This is a genomic window from Sedimentibacter sp. B4 (assembly GCF_000309315.1).
Classification (GTDB): Bacteria; Bacillota; Clostridia; order Tissierellales; family Sedimentibacteraceae; genus Sedimentibacter; species Sedimentibacter saalensis.
Map to the genome: position 1 here is coordinate 1 of NZ_CANG01000956.1, position 21,815 is coordinate 21,815.

Consider the following 21,815-nt stretch of genomic DNA (forward strand, 5'->3'; position numbering starts at 1 on the left):
TATATATATTATTTTTTATTGTTAAGCTTCAATAACCATAAAATCCGTAACCAGCCTTGACAATTTGTTCTTTGAGTCAAATCCGTAGTAAGTAGGAAATGTCCCTTCGTTCCATCCGCTTGCAAATATAATTATGTTGCTTCCCTTTTTATTGTCTATTACAATATCCGCACATGAACATTCGCTTATCTTCACAGAATTTCTAACATTGTTTTCATATTCTTCAAGTTCTTCTTCATCCATGACGTCAAGAACTTCCATTACAGATTCATCCATGAAACATCCAAGACCGTTTTCAACTTCATATCCCATGAATTCGTCGTGGCCGAAGCCTTTAGAAGATTCTCCGGCAAGCAGTGCCATTTCCCATTTTACCGGATCATTTTCGTTAAATCTAATTTCTGCCAAAACAGTCTGTTTTTTTCTGTTTTCAGTTTTTCCCACATATATGTATACAGGATATTCCCCCGGCTTAACGTGCACAGAATAGCTTTCGTCGTCATACATCAAAATAGGGTCTGTGGCAATGATTTTGCCGGTGGCTAGCTTTACTTTGCCAGCTTCAATTTTTTCAATATTCATTCTTCCAAATTCGGTATCAATCATGCTGGTATTGCCGTTTGTTATATTAAGAACATCTAAATTTATATACATAAATTGCTCCTTTGATTATTTTTTTCTTTCATCGAGAATTTTTTTCAACTCATCCATAAAAGTATTAATATCTTTAAACTTCCTGTATACAGAAGCAAACCTTACATATGCAACATCGTCCACGCTTTGAAGTTCGTTCATGACCAGTTCTCCTATTACCTCAGTTGACACTTCATTTTGAAAATTGTTCAAAAGCTGCTTTTCAACCTTATCTGCTATATCTTCTATTTGCTCGAGACTGACAGAACGCTTGTCACAGGCTCTTATAATACCGTTTATTATTTTATCACGGTTGTAGCCTTGCCTTGTTCCGTCTCTTTTAATTACCACTATTTGAGTTTCTTCAATTTTTTCGTAGGTTGTAAATCGATGTCCGCATTCAATGCATTCTCTGCGACGCCTTATTTTAAAACCATCATCCGTGGGTCTTGTATCAACCACTTTGCTTTCAGAACAATTACATTTTGGACATTTCATAATAATCTCCTCTAATTGATTTTACTAAATATTTAACACAAAGTAAAGTAATTATTCATTTATTTCAATTTGCTCATAAACTTTGCTTCTTCAATTATGAATCTTTCATGTGTTCCTTCACCGATTTTTTTGTCTTCATCATATGCATCAATTTTAAAAACCAGCCTTTTTCTGTCAACTTCAATAAGCTCTGCTTCTGCCCACACTTTCTTGCCAACTGCTGTTGCGCTCAAGTGCTTAACATTAATCATTGTTCCAACCGTTGAATATCCTTCCGGAAGATAATCCTTTACTGCATTCATGGCAGCCCCTTCCATAAGTCCTATCATCATTGGAGTTGCAAACACTTCAGCTGCACCGCTTCCAAAAACCTTTGCAGTGTCATTCATGGTCACAACTTTTTCTTCCTTGTTTTTTAATCCTGTATTTAAATTAAATTCCATAATATCTCCTCTTTATTTATTTTTTAGCGGATTAATGAATGAACATGGGATCATAGCCACACATTTTCCGCATACTTCCGTAAGTTCCAAATCACTGAACATTTTATCATATTCCAGCAGCAATTCATAGCACTTGTGTCTGTCAAATCCATTTACAGTAAGAGCCTTTGAAGGACATGCTTCAACACATTTTTTGCATGTAGAGTTGTATTTGTATAAACATCTTTCTGTTTCAAGAACCGAATCAGGCTCAATTACAATGTCAATAACAATACTTCCAAATCTGCCGCAGCAGCCCTTGTTGGTTATGAGCATGTTGTTCAGTCCAAATGTTCCCAGTCCTGCAGCATATGCAACATGCCGTTGAGACCAGTAACTTATGACCTTGTTTGTGTCAAAGCCAGGAGCATCAAATCTCGCCATATTTGCTCCTGCTCCTATTTTATCTAACTTTTCTATTAAATATTCACCAAGGTTCAGTAATAGTTTGTTGGTTTCTAAATATGCAACAGCCCATTCCCTGGAAGGGGCATCCCCTTTGTAATTTGTGCGCACCAAATTTTCTGTAAAAGGAATGAAATAAGACACCACAGTCCTTGCTCCAGGAAGAATGTCTATGGGAAGGAGGTGTTTTTCATCAATAATTTCCCTGTACTTATTAAAAAGTTCATTCTCAGCGTCAGCAAAACCAACTAATGGTTCCTTCCACTCTGTTAAAGTGTGATTTTTATTTTTGTATTCCCCCACGAAATCAATAACCATCTGTCTTACTTGATTTTTCATAATTACCTCCTACTGATTTTTTTCCATGTAAACACTCATGCTTGGGAATGCAAATGATATTTTTTCTTCGTTGAATATGTCTATTATTTTAAAGTTTATATCATTTTTTATTGCCATAAACTCTGTGTAATCAGTTGTCGTTGTAAGGTATTGAACAACAATGTCAAGTGAGCTTGCTCCGAACTTGTCAAGTTTTACAAGTGCTGAATCACTCTTAACCATTGGATTTTGATCCAGCATTTCTTTTATTTTAGAAATTGCTCCCTTTAGACTCTCAGAACTTGTACCGTACACTGCTCCCACAGTAAAATTAACTCTTCTGTTTGCCCTGGCGCTGAAATTTATGAGTTCCCTATCTGCAAACCTTGAATTGGGAACCGTCACCAGCTCCTTGTCAATTGTTCGTATCTTTGTGCTGCGAAGTCCCAGTTCCTCAACAGTTCCTTCAAATGAGTCAACCTTGATCCAATCTCCAACGCTGAAAGATTTATCTGCAAGTATAACAAAACCTCCGAAAAAGTTTTTTATGAGATCCTGCGAAGCCAATGCAAGAGCAGCTCCTCCTATTCCAAGTCCTGCAAGAATGCTACTTAGCTGTTCAAAATTAAATTCAACTGCTATTGCAGCTACTGCTATAATAATTATTATTGCTTTTATGAGCTTTGCAAGAAGAGGAAAAACAGTCTTTGACATCTGAGTTCTTTCTGATTTTTCTTCTTTGTTCAAATACTGATTGTTAAGTTCTTCAGCGTAGGCAGATATAATTTTTAAAAGTCCCTGGGTCATGGTTATTATAACAAAAGTCCTGTATACCCTGTTTAGGAATATGTTTATGTCAGCATTAAATGGAAGAATAATCAATGCAAAATAAAGTCCCGTGTATGTAAAGAAGTTTACCAGTGGTTTTTCAATGGAATCCAGGACCAGTACAATGTTTTTCAAATTATATTTTCCTGATAATTTTTTTAAAGCCTTAATGATTATGTTTGCTATGATATTTCTGAACATTAAGACTGCGAACAAAATCATAACTGATTTTGCTGCTTGAGCAGCGTCTATTTCTCTGATAAAGATCATGATATTCCTTCCTTTATTTTCTTGTTATTAAGATTATATAATAAAATGTGTAAATTTAAAAGAGGTTTTGATAAATCAAAACCTCAAATTTGTTATTGTCTTTTTAATGCTTCAACAGGCGGAAGATTTGAAGCGTTAATCGCAGGGTAAACACCAAACAAAAGTCCAGATGTAAGAGCAACAAACACTGCTATTCTAATGGAATCGAAGCTTACAACTGCTGACAGCCCATAGCTTGCCACAAGGCTTACCGCCCATGCTCCGATTACTATTCCTGTTATGCAGCCTATGATACTTACATACACTGCTTCAAGGAGAAACTGAATGAGCAGGTCCTCCTGTTTTGCTCCAAGGGCTCTTCTTACACCGATTTCGCTTGTTCTTTCCGTTACAGCCACAAGCATTATGTTCATGATTCCAATACCACCAACAAGAAGTGATACTGCTGCTATGCCTCCAAGAAGTACAGTCATAACCCTGTTTGCCTGATCGGCTTCTTTTACCAGGTTGTTAAGACTTGTGATTGTAAGAGGTTCTTCGCCTTTTTCAAAAACATTTTTATCTTCACCCGGCACCTCTGGTTCAGGCACAGGCTCTGGAACCGGTTCAACAGGAACTGATATGTCCCCTCCACCTTCAACAGGAGCTTCTCCCTCACCTCCTGTTCCGGGTGTTATATTACTGCCTACACCTACTTTTCTTTTATAAATTCTTCCTAGCTGAACCATGGCAAGTTCAGCATCTTCAGCGCTTGGTGACTTCGCCCAAATTTCTAAAATGTCTTTTGTTTTTGAAATTTTCATGGCAGAAGTGTACGGAATTACTATTTTGTCGTCTATGCCGTCACCTTTTCCTTCTCCCTTTTCAGCAAGCACTCCTACAATACGGTAATTTATTCCATCAATTTTTAAAGTCTGTCCCACAGGGCTTCTTCCGTTTAAAAGATTTTGTGCTACATTGTATCCAAGCACAGCAACAGGGGCTCTTTGCTTAACATGGAGCGATGTGAAGAAATTTCCCGAAACAACTCTGTGATCTTTTATTTCAGGATAATTCTGATTCACTCCCACAATGTTCATTTTGCTTTCGTCTCTTCTCCACCTAACGGGCGTTTCTTCCGTATAAACAACAGGTGTGGCATAATCAACGCCCGTTACTCTCAGTGGAATATTTTCAGCTTCATCAGCTTCAAATGTCACATTTTCCGCATTTGATTTAATGACTATTACATTTTCCCCAAGACTTTCAAACTGAGATACAATAGACCTTCTTGCACCTTCTCCAATGCCCATGAGACTTATTACAGCTGCTACACCAATTGAAATGCCAAGAACCGTCAAGAAAGTCCTCAGAAGATTTGATGTTATGCCGTCAAATGCCATCACTGCAGAAAATTTCAGCCTTACAAGAATGGAAGAAATTTTTCCTCTGTCCTGCATTTCATCACCCCTCACTAATTAGTTCCCTGATTTGTACTCGGCAGAAACGAATCATCCTCAGGAACACTTTCGCTTGGCATTAAGTCTTTTGTGCTTCCTGTTACAACCTGCTGCCCTTCTTCAAGCCCGCTTAAAACTTCAACATACATGTCGTTCATAAGGCCTGCTTCAATTTCAACTACTTCAGGCTGTCCCTGCGCATTTATAATTTCAACCTTTTGAACTCCATTTTCTTCAAATACAGCTTCAATTGGAACTAAAAGCGTATCAAAAGCTTCTCCTGAATTAACAAAGCAGTTTGTGTTCATTCCAGGTCTTAACCCTTCTCTTCCCAAAACTCTTATCTGAACATTGTAAACAGTCTTTCCGTCTCTGTCTGTGTACTGGTTGAGGCTCATTACGCTTCCTTCAAATTCTTCCCCCGGAAGGGCATCAACAGTTACTGTAACTGGAGCGTCCTGGCTTATATACAATACGTCAAGGTCGCTTACTGTCGTGTAAATGTACATTTCATCAGTGTTGTACATATCCATGAGCTGCAGAGACCACTGATCGCTTGATTCAGATGCAACTATGGTGTCTCCCACATTGTAGTTCACATAAGATACCATTCCGTCTGATGGTGCAGTTACCATCATCTTTGTTGTAAGAACAGAAACTTTGTCAATTTTTTTGTATATGTTTTCTATGTCATCATTGATATCATCTATTTTTTTATATTCGTTCATGATGGCTTCAACATCATTTTGAATCATTTTTGTAACATCAGCCCCTGCAATTCTCACAAGAATCTGTCCCTTATCAACAAACTCGTTTGAATTTACCGGAACATCTGTTGCTATGATTGTTGTGTTGTCACTGTCGGAATAAAGTGTTGAATATACTTTCTTTTCATTTACATATGAAGCAACTGTTCCGTTGTATGAAAGACCTGTAACAGGTATGCCGTTGTTTTCAGTATAGATGGCTGTTACCATTCCCGGCTGAACCAGGCCCGGATTATCTGCTTCTATTTCTCCCATATGCACATATGTCATGGAATTGTCGCTTGGAACAGCATTTGAGTTAAGTTTTTTGATTGTTCCTGTGTAGAAACCATCAAATGCTGTCTGTGTTCCTCCACCTTCAAGAACTCTTCTGAACTGAAGAAAAACTTTTTGGCCTACCTTTAGACTTGAATATTCATATGTGTTTACTTTAAATGATATTTTAAGCTTGCTGTCGTCAACTATGGTTGCAATGTGGGCATTTTCTACTTTGTCGCCTTCTTCAACCGTGAATTCAGAAAGGCGACCCTTTATGGGAGCAGTGATAACTATTCCGTCATATGGATTTACCTGTCCAATGTCTGTAATATCCTGATTTAATTTATCTTCAAGATCTTCAATTTTTCCTTCAATTGTTTCATTTATTTCCCTTATTTCATCTTGCTTTTTTTGAATGCTGTCAGTGAGATCTTCCAGTATTTCCCCAAGGTTTGAAGCTGACAGACGTACAAGATTGTCATCTTTTTTAATCATCTGGTTTGGTTCAACGAATACTTCTTCAACTGTGTATGTAACTGAAACGCTGGAACCATTTGAATCTGTGATTCCTTCAGGCTTTGGAGCTGTTATTGATCCTCCCCAGTTTCCGTTCAACTGTCCTGTTATGTTTACACCCTGCTTTATGTCTCCTCTTTCTACGGGCTTTGTAGCATATCTTGGGCCTGTGGAAACTTCAGAAGCATCAGGAATGAGCTGCTTTGCTGTAATATATCCTCCCAAAAATACAATAGCTAAAATAAGTGCTATAGAAATAATTTTTTTATACATTCGATTTCCCTCCACTGCTTACATCAGATACTATTTCTCCGTCCACCAGCCTTATTATGCGGCTTCCGTATTCTGCTATTTCTTCTTCATGTGTTACTTGAACAATTGTCATTGATTTTTTTTCATTTAATTCTACAAACAATTCCATAATCATGTCCCCGGTCTTTGTATCCAGCGCTCCTGTTGGTTCATCCGCTAGAATTATAGCAGGATTCCCGACTATGGCTCTTGCTATTGCAACACGCTGCTGCTGACCACCTGAAAGCTGACTTGGAAGGTGATGCATCCTTTCCTTGAGGCCTACCAATTCAAGGGCATTTTCAGCAAGCTCTTTTCTCATCTTTGTGTTCATGCCTCTGTATATCAAAGGAATTTCCACATTTTTTATGGCATTCATCCTTGGCAGAAGATGAAAGTTCTGAAACACAAACCCTATGAACATATTCCTGATATCTGACATTTTAGAATCGCTGAGTCTATCCACCATAGTTCCCGAGAGTTCATAAGTTCCGCTGGTTGAATGGTCAAGACACCCTACTAAATTTAGAAGCGTCGATTTTCCTGAACCTGAGGGCCCCATTATAGAAACAAATTCTTTTTCATGTATTGTAAAAGAAATGTCCTTAAGTGCTTCCACTTGAATTTGTCCTGATTTATAAAGCTTGGAGATATTCTCCATTTTAATGATTTCCATATTTCACCTCTTTTCACATGCTGGTACTACTATTATGACGTATACGAATATAAAAAGTTCGCATAATTTTGTAATTTTTTAAAATTTTGGTTGTTATTTTTAAAAAAGATTTCATAGTTTACAAAAACAAAAGATCGGAATACGATCTTTTGCAATCATGAGATTTACTTTATAACATCTATGAATACGGAATCTATCCAAACTTTGTTTTGTCCCTGGTATTCAATGTATATGTTTAAGGAGTCTGCATCTGTTACATTTATGGGAACTGTCACCTGAGACCACATGTCGTCATATATTTTGACAGATGTGTGGAAATTTGAAGTGAGAACTCCGCCTTTGTAAGCCTCAAGAACTATGAGTGCCTCAACATCCTTTTCTGCCTTTGTCTTCGCTGAAATTCCAATTTGCTTTTTAAGCATATAACTGAACTTCTCATCCGTAAAATCAACAACTGCAAACAAACTTTTAAGTTTTCCGTCTCCAGTATTTTCTGCAACAAGTGAATTTTTGCCTTCGACGTAAATGTCACTGTCAATTTTTACTTTTTCTCCTGAATAACCTATTTTTTCAATGAGCTTGTCGTTAAAATACATTTCAGTGGAATCAGCTATAGAAGAAGCTGGATCATCTGTATTGTTTTGTTTAGGAGAATCTGTACCTGGGGTTTTTCCTTGTTCAACGGTAGTGTCACCATTTCCATCTGCTGAAACTTCCTGTGTATTGCTTAAATTTTTTATAATCATGTTTCCCAGAAGCAACACCAATACAACTATTACTATGGAAAGAACAGCCCTTTTTATTTCCTTGCCCAGAACAATTCCTGATGTCTTGATTTTTTTTCTTGATTTAGGATTGTTGTCATTTACATAAATATCGAAGATTGATTTGTCATCCGGTGTCTCTTCTTGTGATGCATGTTCAAACGCCTCTGTACTGCTGTCAGATGGCTTTGGCTCTTCATCCCGTATAATTGCCTTTGGAACAGTCTTGTTTGGAGCTAAAGTTTCTGTGCCGAATATCATGGCAAATATGGGCGAACCCTTAAGTTCCGCAAGAACATCTCTCGGAAAGATGTACTCTCTTGTGAGACATCTTACAATTATTTTTAATATATCCGGCGGTATGGTGTCTGATATGTTGTAATCGACAATTTCTGTTCCAGAAAATATGTAGTGAATCATGTTTCCAAGCCTTTTAAAAGTTTCATTGTCTGCTATGTCATATTCCTGTTCAAAAATAAGATTGCAGTCCACAACCACTTTATCGTTTTCATCCACATACAACCTGTCCAGGTCAAGAATTTTTTGCTGCACCACATCTGTCATGTTGAAAATGTTTTGAGCAAGTTCAATAACTTTTTCTGCCAGATTGAACTGATGCTTGAGAGTCAGGTTTTTCGCCGAATATTCTCTTAATCCGGTGTATTCGGTCTTTAAAGGCTTTGTGTAAATATATATGCGGTCTTCGGTATTATAGCTTTCCAATATGTTGGATGGAATTGCTCTTAATTCTTCTATATTAATAAGATTAATAACCTTCTGGCTAGTTATTACATTGCTGTAAAATATTTCGCCCGAATCATTGTCCTTGCATTCCAAAACTCTTTGGAACACATTTTCAAAAATAGTGCGGACAATCTTATAGTTGTTGTTCATAAGCCTACCTCCGAATATTTCTTAATATTATATTAACAATAATTTCGACAAAAATAAAGACATTTTTGTAATTTTTTGCAATTAAAAAGATGAGGCTCAATCCTCATCCTTTTTTATTTCATATTCTACATCTTCAACAACATTTTTAATGTCTTCTTTTTCTTTGCCCTTATACTCAGCACCGTGTTCATTGTAATATTTTTTGGTTTTACCCGATGCAATGCTTAAAAGAAACGCAAGCACCACTGCATCATCAATAATTGAAAAACCTAGGACCGGGGCCGGTATTAAATCCGCCGGACTTACTATATATATCAAAGGAATGATAACCCACCATTTTTCCTTTAAAGGTATTGATTTGTCTAAAAGGAATTTTATGATAATATAAAATCTGTTCATCTACGAAACGAACACTACATCCGGCAGTTTCTTCTGAAGCTTCATGGAGAAATTGTTGGCTGTGTCTATTGTTTTAGAATTACCTAAAACAATGTGGGTAATATCTTTTTCCACAGCGAAATCCACTATTGCTTTTGCAACATCTTTTGATCTTTTCACTATTAAGTTAGCTCCAACATCTTTTGTAATTTCAAACAAATACTCTAATGCATCTCCATCGCTTAAATTGTATAAAAGCTTATCATTTTCATTGACCACATGTATGACATAAAGCTGGCTTCCTTCGTCCCTGGACAACTCAACGCCATGCTCTATGAGATTTTCACATGTCTTTTGCTGCGTTACACATACCAATACATTTTTATGCATCGCTATTCTCCTTAAATGGCGGGAATATGTGGGAATTGAACCCACCCAGGACGCTACTAACGCCCCGCGACTGATTTTGAAGACCAGGAGGCACACCAGCACCTATCTATCCCCATCGGAAATAATGATAACATAATTTCTTAAAAATTTCAAGCTTATTTTATCTTGAAATATTGTAAACGTCCACGTTCTCTCCTGAAATACCTGTTTCCATTATGTCAGTCAGGGCAGAAACCGTATCAAGAGAAGTGAAAACATTGATTGAAGCTTCAACAGATGTTCTTCTGATTCTGAAGCCGTCTGTGTTAACATCATTTGCTTTTGTAGGTATGTCAACAACAAATCCAATGTTTCCGCTTCTTATTAAATCTATTATGTTTGGTTTAGTTTCTCTTACCTTCTTGACTGTTTGAGCATGGATTCCGTTATCATTGAGATATTTAGCTGTGTTTTCCGTTGCTACAAAATCAAATCCCATTTTATTCAATTTTAACGCAATAGGCTTAAAGCTTTCTTTATCTCTGTTTCTTATAGTAGCCAATATCATTTTGTCCTTTTGAGGCATCTTTACTCCTGCAGCAATAAATCCTTTGTAAAGAGCTTCTTTGTAGTCTTTTCCAACACCCAGCACCTCTCCTGTTGATTTCATTTCAGGTCCGAGACTCACATCAACACCGTCAAGCTTTTGAGTGGAGAAAACAGGAACTTTCACTGCAACAAGCTCAGATTCCTTGTACAGACCAGTACCGTATTCCATGTCTTTAAGTTTTTCTCCAAGCATTACCCTTGTGGCAATTTCAATCATAGGGATTTTAGTAACCTTGCTGATGTAAGGAACAGTCCTGCTCGAACGAGGATTTACTTCTATGATGTAAAGATCATTTTCAAACTCAATGAACTGAATGTTTACCATACCCACGGTCTTAAGTGCCCTTGCAATATTTTTTGTTATGACTGCAAGTTTTTCTTTTATTTCATTGCTTAGATTTATAGGAGGATAAATGGATATGCTGTCTCCTGAGTGAATGCCGGCTCTTTCTAAGTGCTCCATTATTCCCGGAATCAAAATGTCCTCTCCGTCGCATATGGCGTCAACTTCAATTTCTCTTCCCACAAGATATTTGTCTATGAGAACAGGGTTTTTCGTGCTCATGTCAAAGGCTCCCTGCAGGTAAGTCACAAGATCTTCTTCTGAGTATGTTATTTCCATACCCTGTCCTCCAAGGACGTAGGAAGGTCTTACTAGTACAGGATATCCAACGGCTGCTGCTGCTTTTTTGCCGTCTTCTATATTCATTACAGCTTTTCCCTTTGGTCTTTTAATACCCAAGGATTCCAGTATTTCATCAAATTTTTCCCTGTCTTCTGCCATATCTATTTGTTCAGGGTCAGTACCCAGTATGGGTATGTTTTTTTCCTTAAAGAAGTTTGCAAGTTTTATGGCCGTCTGTCCTCCAAACTGCAGCACCACTCCGTCAGGATTTTCTTTTTCAACAATATTTAAAACATCTTCTTCAGTCAATGGCTCGAAGTACAATTTATCGGCTATGTCAAAATCCGTGCTCACGGTTTCAGGATTGTTGTTTACTATTATTGTTTCAATTCCTGATTTTTCAAGTGCAAATATGCTGTGCACCGAACAGTAGTCAAATTCAACGCCCTGTCCTATTCTTATAGGTCCTGAACCTATTACAAGAATTTTTTTCTTGTCTGAAGTAATAACTTCATCATATTCATCATAGGTTGAATAATAATATGGAGATACTGCTTCAAATTCTCCGCCGCATGTGTCAACCATCTTGTAAACTGCCTTTATGTTGTTTTTCATTCTCAGATTGTAAATGTCCCCGGGCTCAGCTTTTATCAGATCTGCTATTCCCTTGTCAGAAAATCCCATTTTCTTAAGTTTTTTAAGCCATGTTGCATCCAGCTCATCAAATGATGCATTTCTTAACAGTTCTTCTTCTTCAATAATGTTGTATATTTTGTGGAGGAAGAATTTGTCTACTCCTGTAAGCTCAGCAATTTTTCCTATTCTGTATCCTCTTCTTATAAGTTCTGAAAGATAAAACAGTCTTTCATCGTCCGGAGTCTGAATTCTTGCCTTAAGCTCCACCAGGCTCTTTTCTGCGGCTTTTTTGCTGTAAAGGCTGTACTGTTTTATTTCCAGAGAACGAACAGCTTTAAGAAGAGCAGCTTCAAAGCTGTTTCCAATGGCCATAACTTCTCCTGTTGCCATCATTTTTGTTCCAAGACTTCTTTTCGCCTTGAAGAACTTGTCAAAAGGCCACTTTGGAATTTTAAGAACCACATAGTCAAGAGTAGGCTCAAATGCTGCATAAGTTTTTCCGGTTACTGCATTAACAATTTCATCCAGATCGTATCCCAGTGCAATTTTAGTTGCAACCTTTGCTATTGGATATCCTGTAGCCTTTGAAGCAAGTGCCGAAGAACGGCTGACCCTTGGATTGATTTCTATTACAGCATATTCAAAGCTGTTTGGATTAAGTGCAAGCTGTACGTTGCATCCCCCTTCAATTCCTATGGCGTCTATTATTTTTATGGAAGCTGTACGAAGCATTTGGTATTCAACATCCGAAAGAGTTTGTGAAGGAGCCACAACTATGCTGTCTCCTGTGTGAACTCCAACAGGGTCGAAATTTTCCATATTGCAGATTGTTATGCATGTTCCGTTTTTATCGCGCATAACTTCATATTCTATTTCTTTCCATCCCTTGATGCTTTTTTCAATGAGCACCTGTCCGTTCATACTAAGCTGCAGACCTGCAGATAAAATTTCTGTCATTTCATCCTCATTGTTTGCAATTCCTCCTCCTGTTCCCCCGAGAGTGTAGGCAGGTCTTACTATAATAGGATAACCGATTCTTAAAGCAACTTTTTTGCCAGTTTCAAGATCTGTTACAATTGCAGAGTCAACTATGGGCTCGCCTATCTTGTTCATCATTTCCTTGAAAAGTTCTCTGTCTTCACCGTACTTGATGGACTGAACGCTTGTTCCTATAACTCTTACGTTGTATTTGTCAAGAATTCCCTTGTCGTATAATTCAACCGTAAGGTTAAGGCCAGTTTGTCCTCCCATGCCTGCAATGACGCTGTCAGGTCGTTCCTTTGCAATGATTTTTTCAACATATTCCACTGTAAGCGGTTCTATATAAACCTTGTCGGCAATTTCTGCATCAGTCATTATTGTTGCAGGATTAGAATTTACGAGCACAGTTTCTATTCCTTCTTCTCGTAAAGCTCTGCAGGCCTGGGTTCCTGAATAGTCAAATTCTGCTGCCTGACCGATTATAATAGGTCCAGAGCCTATAACCAGTACTTTTTTTATGCTTTTATCTAAACCCATATTTGTTCTCCTTTATATATTTTTATGAAGTCGTCAAAAATTATGTTTGAGTCGTGAGGACCCGGGCATGCTTCCGGATGATATTGAACACCCATGACTGGAAGAGTCTTGTGTCTCACACCCTCCACAGTGTTGTCGTTTATGTTCACATGGGTTATTTCAAGTTCTTCAGGAAGGGAATCTCTTTTAACCATGTAACCGTGGTTTTGAGAGGTTATTGTTACCTTTCCAGTCATGAGATTCTTCACAGGATGATTGCAGCCCCTGTGGCCGAATTTCATTTTTTCGGTTTCAGCTCCCATGGCAAGAGCAATAATCTGAACACCGAGGCATATTCCTGTCACAGGTATAACTCCTATGAGAGATTTCACTGTATCTATGACATCAGGAAGGTCCGTTGGGTCGCCAGGTCCGTTTGAAAGAAATATGCCGTCAAAATTATATTTCATTATTTCTTCTTTTGATGTGTGGGCTGGGAAAATTGTGAGTTTACATCCCTTGTTTACAAAGGAGTTTAAAATGTTTGATTTGATTCCGCAGTCTAAAACCCCTATGTGAAGATCTCCATCACCTATTGTTTTTATTTCTTTTGGAGTAACTTTGTCCACAGCGTCTGTATTTGAAAAAGAATCAAATCTTTCATGAATTTCTGCCTCGCTTAATTCTTTTGTAGTTATTATTCCTTTCATTGTGCCGGCGTTTCTTAATATTTTTGTAAGCTCTCTTGTGTCAATTCCTTCAATGCCCATTATGTTGTTTTGCTTGAGATATACATCAAGATCAATTTCACATCTGAAATTGTTTGGTACTCTGCATGCTTCTCTCACTATGAAGCCTTTGACTTTTGGTGATGATGATTGAGAATCTTCAAGATTTGTTCCATAATTTCCTATGAGCGGATATGTCATGGTAACTATTTGACCGTAATAAGACGGATCTGTTAAAATTTCCTGATATCCTGTCATTCCAGTATTAAAAACTACTTCCCCCACTGTTTCGGATATCTTGCCAAAGCATACGCCTTCAAATACAGTCTTGTTTTCCAGTATTAACTTTCCTTTCATATTTCCCTCCAATATATATTTATTAAAAACCTGTATATGCAAAAAAATAGCTGCTTCACAATTTAAAAGTGAAAACAGCTATCCATAAAATCTAAATAGTTCGTTATATATATTAAATTTTTTTTCTTACAGATTAATTTGCTCTTTTTGCAGTTCATTTTTGCACCTCTATTTTTTTATTTATAAAAAAATATCATAAGTCGGCGCCTTTGTCAATATGAATTTTTAAAATATTTTAAGAATATTTTTAAATTATGCAAAAAACAAAAAATACTCCTGAGGCAAACAGTTGCCCTAATGTTTGTTTCTGAAATAATATCCCACACCCCATTTTGTGAGAATATATTCATAATTTTTTTCTTTGTTTTCAATTTTTTCTCTAAGTCTTCTCACGTGCACATCAACGGTTCTCAAATCGCCGAAGTATTCATAGCCCCAAATTATCTCAAGAAGTTCTTCTCTTGAAAAAACTTTTCCGGGATTAGTTGCAAGGAGGAGCAATAGGTCAAATTCCTTTGCAGTAAGGTTTATTTCCTGCCCATGAAGGCTTACTTTCCTTCCCAGCGCATTGATTATAAAATCATCTACAATGATTGTCTGTTCGTTTGGTTTTTGTGTAACTCCTTTTGTTCTTCTTAATATTGCCTTAAGTCTTGCCTTAAGTTCCAAAATATTAAAAGGCTTGGTTACATAATCGTCAGCACCGTACTCAAGACTAAGGATTTTATTCATATCTTCATTGTTGGCTGTTAATATTAAAAGAGGAGCATTTGTTATTTCTCTGATTTTTTGACAAACTTCAAGTCCATCTACCTCAGGCAGAATCAAATCAAGTATGATTATATCATACTCGGTCAATGCAATTTTTCTTAATGCCTCGTTTCCGTCCATGGCCGAATCGACTTCATAATTATCTTGTTCCAGACTAAATTTGAGTCCTTTAATCAACAAAAGCTCGTCATCTACAATCAACACCTTCATTTGTTACGCTCCTTAAATTAGTTTGTTACAAAAATTAAACTTTTTATTAATATTACATTGAAACGCAAAAAATGTCAAGAAAAATATTAAATTAAAGTAAAATGTTCATTGTAAATTTTAGAATAAAACCCTGTCATTTCCAACCCTTCTCGTTACCTTTATGATGTCGAAATGCTCCAGCAGGCCTATGGCCACCTTGCGGTTCGAGTTGAGGAGATCTCTGTATTCCGCTGCAGTAATTTTTTGATTTTTTGTAATAAAGTTTACTAACATATTTTTTGCTTCATCATAAATTTCAATTTTTGTTATACCAAGCTCTCCTATTTTAACCAGCTTCTTTTCATCAATGAGAAGAGAGATGATTTCTTCGGATTTATGTAAGTTTAATCGTTGTATCAGCTCATCCTGTTTTAAAAACTCAAATTTTGCTTCTTCAAGTATTTTTTCTGCAGCTAATGCAGTTTTTTCATATGCTTCGTCGTGCTGAATGCTGAAATATGATAATGAAACAAATTCTCCGTCCATTTTAAGCATTCCCTTTTGCACAAAGGACATTATTGCCAAATCAAAGACGTTTTGCTTTATTGCAGGCAGGAATTTACTCTTAACTTCTGATTTTTTTGCTCCTTTTTGATATTTGTTCTTTTCGTGAAAATCAAAAAGGTATTTTTCAATTCCTTCTTCTATTTCTCTTTCAAAACTTTTGTGCCACAAATAAATGTCGTTTTTAAGCCTGAATGTGGTAATCTTTTCTTCGTCCTCGAGAATTTCAATGCTATTTTTGATTTCATCTTCCCGAAGAGCCGTGAGTTTTGCCAGTTCTGAAATTGAAGGAACATTTTTAGAATTTTCTCTTATTATTTTTTCAATTACGTCTGTGCCAGAGCCTTTTTCCTTAACCTTAAGCTCTTCAATGAGTTTGTCGTCAAATCTTTTCTTCTTAAGAGGAACGGGCTCAATAATTTCTCCGCCTCCAATGGTCTCCATGGGAGAATAAAACCTTATTATGAATTTGTCACCTCTTCTCACGGCAATTTCCTGCTCAAGCCTTAATTGGGCATAACATGATTCCCCCGGTGACAGTTCGTCGCAGTCTAGCAGCACAACTCTGCAAAGAACCTCGCTTGTTCCTGTATACAGATGAAGCCTTGAGCGATTTTCAACTATTCGCCTTGAACTTTTTAAAAGATTAAGCTTAACGTCAAGCATCATGGTGTTTTTCATGGCATTCACAGGAGCGATGACGCATCCTCTGTAAAGGTCTGTCTTTTTCACATTGGAAAGATTTATTGCAGTTCTTTGTCCGGCATATGCTTTTTCAGCATCATGAGAATGAACTTGAATGTTTCTTACCTTGCTTATTTTGTTTACGGGATATATTTCAACCTCATCACCCTTTTTTAACGTCCCTGATATGAGGGTACCTGTGATTACAGTTCCAAATCCTGTAATTGAAAACACGCGGTCTATGGGAAGCCTTGGTATGGTGCTTAAGTCTCTTTGCTCAACTTCAGTTTCTGTTGTCTTGCATATTACATTTACAAGATTGTCGATTCCGTAACCTGTCTTTGAAGAAACTTCAACCATGGGAGCATTTTCAAGGAAAGTATCTTTAAGAGCTTCCTTAATGTCTTCCTTTACAAGTTCAAGCCATTCAGCATCAATGAGGTCATACTTTGTAAGAACAACAATTCCTTTTTTCACCCCAAGCAGGTTTAAAATGTTCAAATGTTCAGTTGTCTGGGGCATTATTCCTTCGTCTGCGGCAATTACAAGCAGTACCAAGTCCATTCCTATTACACCGGCAAGCATGTTCTTTATGAATTTTTCATGTCCGGGCACGTCAATAATGCCTGCCTGATTGCCGTCGGGCAGGTCAAAATATGTGAAGCCCAGATCTATGGTTATTCCTCTTCTTTTTCCTCTTCCCATCTGTCTGTGTCCCTTCCGGTCAACGCTTTTATCAATGTTGTTTTGCCGTGGTCTATGTGTCCTGCCGTTCCTATTATTATGTTCATTGTGCCTCCAGTTAGTTAAAAATGTTTATGAAAGTTTCATATATTTGATCTGCTTCCCCTTCAAGAACCGTTCGCATGTCTATGATGAACAGATCATTTACAACTCTTCCTATTATGGGTGTTTTTAATTTTCTCAGTTGTTTTTCAAGATGAGAGGTTGTCATTGTAAGCGGTTTAAATGAAACAGCAAAGCTTTTTATTCTCTCAAGAGGAAGAGAACCTCCTCCTATCTGAGACTGACATTCTTCTATATTTATCAGGCAGCTTTTTCCTATTTCAGGAACTAATTTTTCATAAAGCTTTTCGGCTTCTAATTTTATTTCTTGAATGTTTCTGTTTATCAGTTTTAATACAGGAACGTTTTTCACTGCATTTTCTTCATCAATATATTCGTGGAACACGGATTCAAGTGCTATGGCAGTAAACTTGTCTATTCTTAATGCCCTTGTAAGAGGGTGTTTTTTTATTTTATCTATGAGATGTTTTTTCCCAACTATTATTCCTGCCTGTGGACCACCTAAAAGCTTGTCGCCGCTGAAGCATACTATATCTGCCCCTGCCTGAACAGATTCCTGCACTGTGGGCTCGTGGCCTAATCCATACTTGGCAAGGTCTACAAGAACACCGCTTCCTATGTCTTCAATTACAGGAATGTTGTGGCGGTGCGCAAGCTCTGCAATTTCACATACAGGAACAGACTCAGTGAAACCTACAATTTTATAGTTGCTTGTGTGAACTTTCAAAAGTGCTGCTGTGTTTTCTGTAATGGCATTTTCATAATCATAAAGATGAGTTTTGTTTGTTGTTCCAACCTCTATGAGTTTTCCGCCGCTTTGCATCATAACATCAGGAACTCTGAAAGAACCTCCTATTTCCACTAGTTCTCCCCTTGAAACTATAACTTCCTTATCCTTTGCCATGGCAGATAAAATAAGAAGTACTGCAGCTGCATTGTTGTTGACTGCCATAGCTGCTTCTGCTCCGGTTATTTTTGTTATGATTTTTTCAAAATGAGAATATCTTGATCCTCTTGCACCTTCCTCCAAATCATATTCCAGGTTTGAATATCCTGTTACAAGATTTTTTATTCTTTCAGCTGTTTCTTCATTTATAACTGCTCTTCCAAGATTTGTGTGAAGAATTGTTCCTGTTCCGTTTATGACTTTTTTCATATTAAGGGATGTAAGCTTTTCAACATCATTTATTATGTCGTCCGTCAAGAGACTGATTTTATTTTCTATTTCGTTTTCGCTCATGGAGTTGTTTATAAACTCCCTTAGCTGGTCGGTTTTATTCCTTACGGATTCAAGAACGTATTCTCTGCTGCAGCTTTCAACCAATATTTTTATTTCATCAGTTTCCATAAGCATGTCGACTTTGGGAATGCTTCTGTAATATTTGTTTTTATCCATAATTCTCCCCGTTTTATTTATATCTTCAACAAATTTTAAATCAAGTTAATGAATTTGTCTTTCTTCTCTGTTACATATCCTATTAAGGCAAAGGTTGTGTCAAGATTTTCTTTTAGTTTAAGCATTATTTCATCAGCATATTTTTCAGGTACAGAAAACATGAGTCCTCCTGAAGTCTGAGGATCAAATGATAAGTCTATGTAATCTTCTTCTATGTTGTTTGTTTCAACTCTGTCTGAAAAATGCTTTCTGTTTCTGTAAGATCCTTCCGGTACCAGCCCCATCTGGGCATATTCAAACACGTCTCCTATAAACGGAAGACTTTTCACATTTATTTCAAATGTGACATTGCTTGCCTCAGCCATTTCTGCAGCGTGTCCTGCAAGTCCAAATCCTGTAATGTCAGTACAGCAGTTCACAGGATAATTTTCAATTACCATCTTTGCTTTCTTGTTAAGCTGTGCCATTACATGTATCGCTTCTTCTTCATCTTTTACTGAACACATTCCTGCCTTAAATGCAGTGTTAATAATTCCTGTTCCCAAGGGCTTTGTAACTATGAGGACATCTCCTTCTTTTGCACCGTAGTTTTTCAAAACCTTTGAAGGTTCAATGAAGCCTGTAACACACATGCCATACTTTGGTTCGTCATCTTCAATGGAGTGGCCTCCTGCAATTGTCGCACCTGCTTCAATTACTTTTGATGCTCCTCCCTTTAATATTTCAGCCATGATGTCTGGGCTCAGGCAGTTGGGAAATCCAATGATATTAAGAGCTATGGCAGGTTCTCCTCCCATGGCATATATGTCGCTTAATGAATTTGCTGCTGCAATTTGCCCGAATGTGTACGGGTCATCAACAACGGGAGTAAAAAAATCCACCGTCTGAATCATTGCCAAATCTTCATTAATTTTATATACACAGGCATCATCTGATGTTTCTAATCCTACTATTAATTTATCGTTTTTAAATTTTGGCAGCTTGCTCAAAACTTGAGCAAGGGTCTCAGGACCTATTTTGGCTGCTCAGCCGGATGCCTTAGTCATTTGTGTTAATTTTATTTCTTCAACTGACATATAATCACCTCATTTTCACATATTATAAATTATAATGCTCGATAATCAATACTGATTCCATTGTTAATTATTAATTGTTATGGAATCTTTTATTTTTTCAAATATTTTATCGCCTATACCCTGTACTTCCTTAATTTCTTCGATGGAAGAAAAAAGTTTGCCGTTTCGGTAATCTATGATTCTTTGTGCATATACCTCTCCGATACCCGGCAGTGACATGAGATTGTCCTTCGTTGCTGTGTTTATGTTTATTTTACCTTCATTGCCATCATTATACAAGTCCTGAAGAGTATATTCCCCTTCATCAAAAATGTATATCTTTTCACCGTCTACTAATTTTCTGGCTTTATTTATGTTTTTTGTATATGCGGTGTCTTTCAGGCCTCCTGCTTTATCAATGGCATCAATGACCCTGTCTCCTTCTGTAAATTCATAGACGCCGGGATTGTTCACGGCACCGTCAATGTCTACATAAATACATGACAATTCTTCTTCCGCATTATCTAAGTTCGTATCATTGTTTGTCATATCGGGAGAAGATGTATACATTATCTTATTTTCCTTGACTGACAGCTTAATCCCCAGAGTTGCCATTACTATTAATGCTATGATTAAAACAACTGCAAGTCCTTTTTTGTAAATGCTGTTGTTCATAAAATCCTCCGAGAAAATTCCATTGTAAGTATTATACATTATTTCAGCAAAAAAAACAAAATTTTTAATTACAAACACATTTTTTTCTGCTATACTATTATTTGATTTGTATTGTAAGGAGTTTTCGCATGATAAAAAAAGTAATTGCAAGTTTTTTCGTTTTTTCGATTCTTTTGTTAAACTTAAGCTTTGCTTATGCTGATCCGGCCATATTGTGTGATACAGCAGTACTTATAGATGCAAATACAGGAACTATATTGGCAGGTAAAAATGCCGATCAGAAAATGTATCCTGCCAGTACCACAAAGATAATGACTGCCATTCTTGCAATTGAAATGGGAGACTTATCCGATGTAATAACAGTTGATGATGACACTCCATATGAAATCGAAGGAAGTCACATTGCCCTGGAGCCCGGGGAAATAGTTACGCTCAAAGATTTGCTTTACGCGCTGATGCTTCCATCAGCCAATGATGCAGCTTCTGCCATTGCAAAGCACTATGGAGGAACTACTGAAAAATTTGTGAATTTAATGAATGAGAAGGCAAAGGAACTTGGAGCCTACAACACTCATTTTGCAAACCCTCACGGTCTTCACGACGAAAATCATTACACTACGGCAGCAGACCTTGCATTGATTACAAAGTATGCCATGCAGAATGAAACATTCAGAAAAATTGTAGAGACTGTGAAATATGAAATTCAGCCTACAAAACAAAAAAACGGAAACACGCTATTTTACAACATTGAACAAGCTGTTGTACAACACAAGTTCCAGCCAGATATTAGTGGACGGAGCATACATCAGCCCTTATTACGAATATGCCACCGGAGCAAAGACAGGCTATACTCCGGAAGCAGGAAACTGCCTTGTGGCAACAGCTTCAAAAAACGGAACGGACTTGATTGCTGTAGCAATGAAAGGCGTATCCCTTGAAATGTACCAGGATGCCCACAATCTGTTCAACTATGGATTTGAAGAGTATCAAAATACTAATTTGGTAAGCAAGAACACATTTGTACAAAACATTAAAATTCAAAACGGAGACAGCAAGGAAATATCTGTCATTACAGAAAGTGATTTCACTACACTCTTGAAAAAGAGCGCATCTGCAGAAGTGAAATCAAATGTAGTAATAAATGAAATACAGCTGCCTCTTGAAGCAAATGATGTAATTGGAAAAATAGAGTACTCAATAGACGGAGAAATTATCGGAAGTGTCAATCTTATAACTCCAATTGAAGTCAAGAGCACTCTTGTTGAAAGTTCAGGAGGAGGAATATTTTACTCCATACTTAAATTTCTGGGAACCTTAGTTGTATTTTCGCTTGTGGCATTAATTTTGCTAAAAGTGTACAATGATATAAGAATAAGAATCAACAGAAAAAAAAAGACGCAAAAAAATATAATAACGGTTAAAAAAAATTAGGTATA

General features: G+C 37.0%; 18 protein-coding genes, 1 tRNA gene and 3 pseudogenes. 3 read left to right on the forward strand and 19 right to left on the reverse strand.

Translation table 11 applies throughout. The features are described from left to right. Positions 1-21 precede the first annotated feature (21 nt). The 19 genes and pseudogenes from BN358_RS19520 to BN358_RS19605 all read right to left on the reverse strand — a co-directional run bounded on the left by BN358_RS19520 (position 22) and on the right by BN358_RS19605 (position 20,379). The gene (locus tag BN358_RS19520) at positions 22-654 is read right to left on the reverse strand and encodes a DUF4241 domain-containing protein (RefSeq protein WP_019230222.1); all 633 of its coding nucleotides are present in this window, start codon (positions 652-654) and stop codon (positions 22-24) included. A gap of 15 nt (positions 655-669) precedes the next feature. Further along, complete coding sequence (gene nrdR, locus BN358_RS19525; protein WP_019230223.1) at positions 670-1,131, reverse strand: transcriptional regulator NrdR; 462 nt, start codon at positions 1,129-1,131, stop codon at positions 670-672. Positions 1,132-1,190: 59 nt separating this feature from the next. Next, entirely contained in the window at positions 1,191-1,574 is a 384-nt protein-coding gene (locus tag BN358_RS19530; RefSeq protein ID WP_019230224.1) for a thioesterase family protein, read from the reverse strand. Between the two features lie 12 nt (positions 1,575-1,586). After that, complete coding sequence (locus BN358_RS19535) at positions 1,587-2,357, reverse strand: epoxyqueuosine reductase (protein WP_019230225.1); 771 nt, start codon at positions 2,355-2,357, stop codon at positions 1,587-1,589. Positions 2,358-2,366: 9 nt separating this feature from the next. Beyond that, positions 2,367-3,434, reverse strand: coding sequence for a mechanosensitive ion channel family protein (locus tag BN358_RS19540; RefSeq protein ID WP_019230226.1), 1,068 nt, complete (start codon positions 3,432-3,434; stop codon positions 2,367-2,369). 92 nt (positions 3,435-3,526) lie between these two features. Next, entirely contained in the window at positions 3,527-4,873 is a 1,347-nt protein-coding gene (locus tag BN358_RS19545) for an ABC transporter permease (protein WP_019230227.1), read from the reverse strand. Between the two features lie 14 nt (positions 4,874-4,887). Next, positions 4,888-6,687, reverse strand: coding sequence for an efflux RND transporter periplasmic adaptor subunit (locus BN358_RS19550; RefSeq protein ID WP_019230228.1), 1,800 nt, complete (start codon positions 6,685-6,687; stop codon positions 4,888-4,890). Continuing rightward, positions 6,680-7,381 carry an ABC transporter ATP-binding protein gene (locus BN358_RS19555; protein ID WP_019230229.1) on the reverse strand — a complete coding sequence of 234 codons (702 nt, stop codon included), beginning with the start codon at positions 7,379-7,381 and terminating at the stop codon, positions 6,680-6,682. The genes BN358_RS19550 and BN358_RS19555 overlap by 8 nt, the downstream gene beginning before the upstream one ends. A 164-nt stretch (positions 7,382-7,545) precedes the next feature. Next, a complete protein-coding gene (locus BN358_RS19560) occupies positions 7,546-9,039 on the reverse strand; it encodes a hypothetical protein (protein WP_019230230.1) in 1,494 nt (497 codons plus the stop codon). Between the two features lie 96 nt (positions 9,040-9,135). Continuing rightward, a complete protein-coding gene (locus BN358_RS19565) occupies positions 9,136-9,438 on the reverse strand; it encodes a YkvA family protein (RefSeq protein WP_019230231.1) in 303 nt (100 codons plus the stop codon). Continuing rightward, on the reverse strand, positions 9,439-9,807 hold the full coding sequence (locus BN358_RS19570) for a universal stress protein (RefSeq protein ID WP_019230232.1): 369 nt from the start codon (positions 9,805-9,807) through the stop codon (positions 9,439-9,441). A gap of 16 nt (positions 9,808-9,823) precedes the next feature. After that, a tRNA-Sec gene (locus BN358_RS25785) sits at positions 9,824-9,921 on the reverse strand. A gap of 46 nt (positions 9,922-9,967) precedes the next feature. Further along, positions 9,968-13,174 carry a carbamoyl-phosphate synthase large subunit gene (gene carB, locus BN358_RS19575; protein WP_019230233.1) on the reverse strand — a complete coding sequence of 1,069 codons (3,207 nt, stop codon included), beginning with the start codon at positions 13,172-13,174 and terminating at the stop codon, positions 9,968-9,970. Further along, complete coding sequence (carA, locus tag BN358_RS19580) at positions 13,165-14,238, reverse strand: glutamine-hydrolyzing carbamoyl-phosphate synthase small subunit (protein ID WP_019230234.1); 1,074 nt, start codon at positions 14,236-14,238, stop codon at positions 13,165-13,167. Before carA ends, carB begins: the two co-directional genes overlap by 10 nt. Before the next feature lie 294 nt (positions 14,239-14,532). Beyond that, positions 14,533-15,219, reverse strand: a complete 687-nt coding sequence (locus BN358_RS19585; protein ID WP_019230235.1) for a response regulator transcription factor — start codon at positions 15,217-15,219, stop codon at positions 14,533-14,535. 117 nt (positions 15,220-15,336) lie between these two features. Continuing rightward, positions 15,337-17,237 (reverse strand): annotated as a pseudogene (gene selB, locus BN358_RS19590) (selenocysteine-specific translation elongation factor). A gap of 11 nt (positions 17,238-17,248) precedes the next feature. Then, positions 17,249-18,649 (reverse strand): L-seryl-tRNA(Sec) selenium transferase, encoded by a 1,401-nt coding sequence (gene selA / locus BN358_RS19595; RefSeq protein WP_019230236.1) that lies wholly within the window; start codon positions 18,647-18,649, stop codon positions 17,249-17,251. A 35-nt stretch (positions 18,650-18,684) separates the two neighbouring features. Continuing rightward, a complete protein-coding gene (gene selD / locus BN358_RS19600; RefSeq protein ID WP_083851680.1) occupies positions 18,685-19,725 on the reverse strand; it encodes a selenide, water dikinase SelD in 1,041 nt (346 codons plus the stop codon). A 63-nt stretch (positions 19,726-19,788) separates the two neighbouring features. Continuing rightward, entirely contained in the window at positions 19,789-20,379 is a 591-nt protein-coding gene (locus BN358_RS19605) for a helix-hairpin-helix domain-containing protein (RefSeq protein WP_019230238.1), read from the reverse strand. Between the two features lie 128 nt (positions 20,380-20,507). On the opposite strand from BN358_RS19605, the pseudogene BN358_RS22615 reads away from it, so the two are divergent. The 3 genes and pseudogenes from BN358_RS22615 to BN358_RS22620 form a co-directional block, all read left to right on the forward strand. Next, positions 20,508-21,044: pseudogene (locus BN358_RS22615) on the forward strand (D-alanyl-D-alanine carboxypeptidase family protein); the annotation flags it as partial. Positions 21,045-21,075: 31 nt separating this feature from the next. Then, positions 21,076-21,243 (forward strand): annotated as a pseudogene (locus BN358_RS29470) (D-alanyl-D-alanine carboxypeptidase); the annotation flags it as partial. A 9-nt stretch (positions 21,244-21,252) separates the two neighbouring features. After that, entirely contained in the window at positions 21,253-21,810 is a 558-nt protein-coding gene (locus BN358_RS22620; RefSeq protein ID WP_232233390.1) for a hypothetical protein, read from the forward strand. The last annotated feature ends 5 nt before the right edge of the window (positions 21,811-21,815 follow it).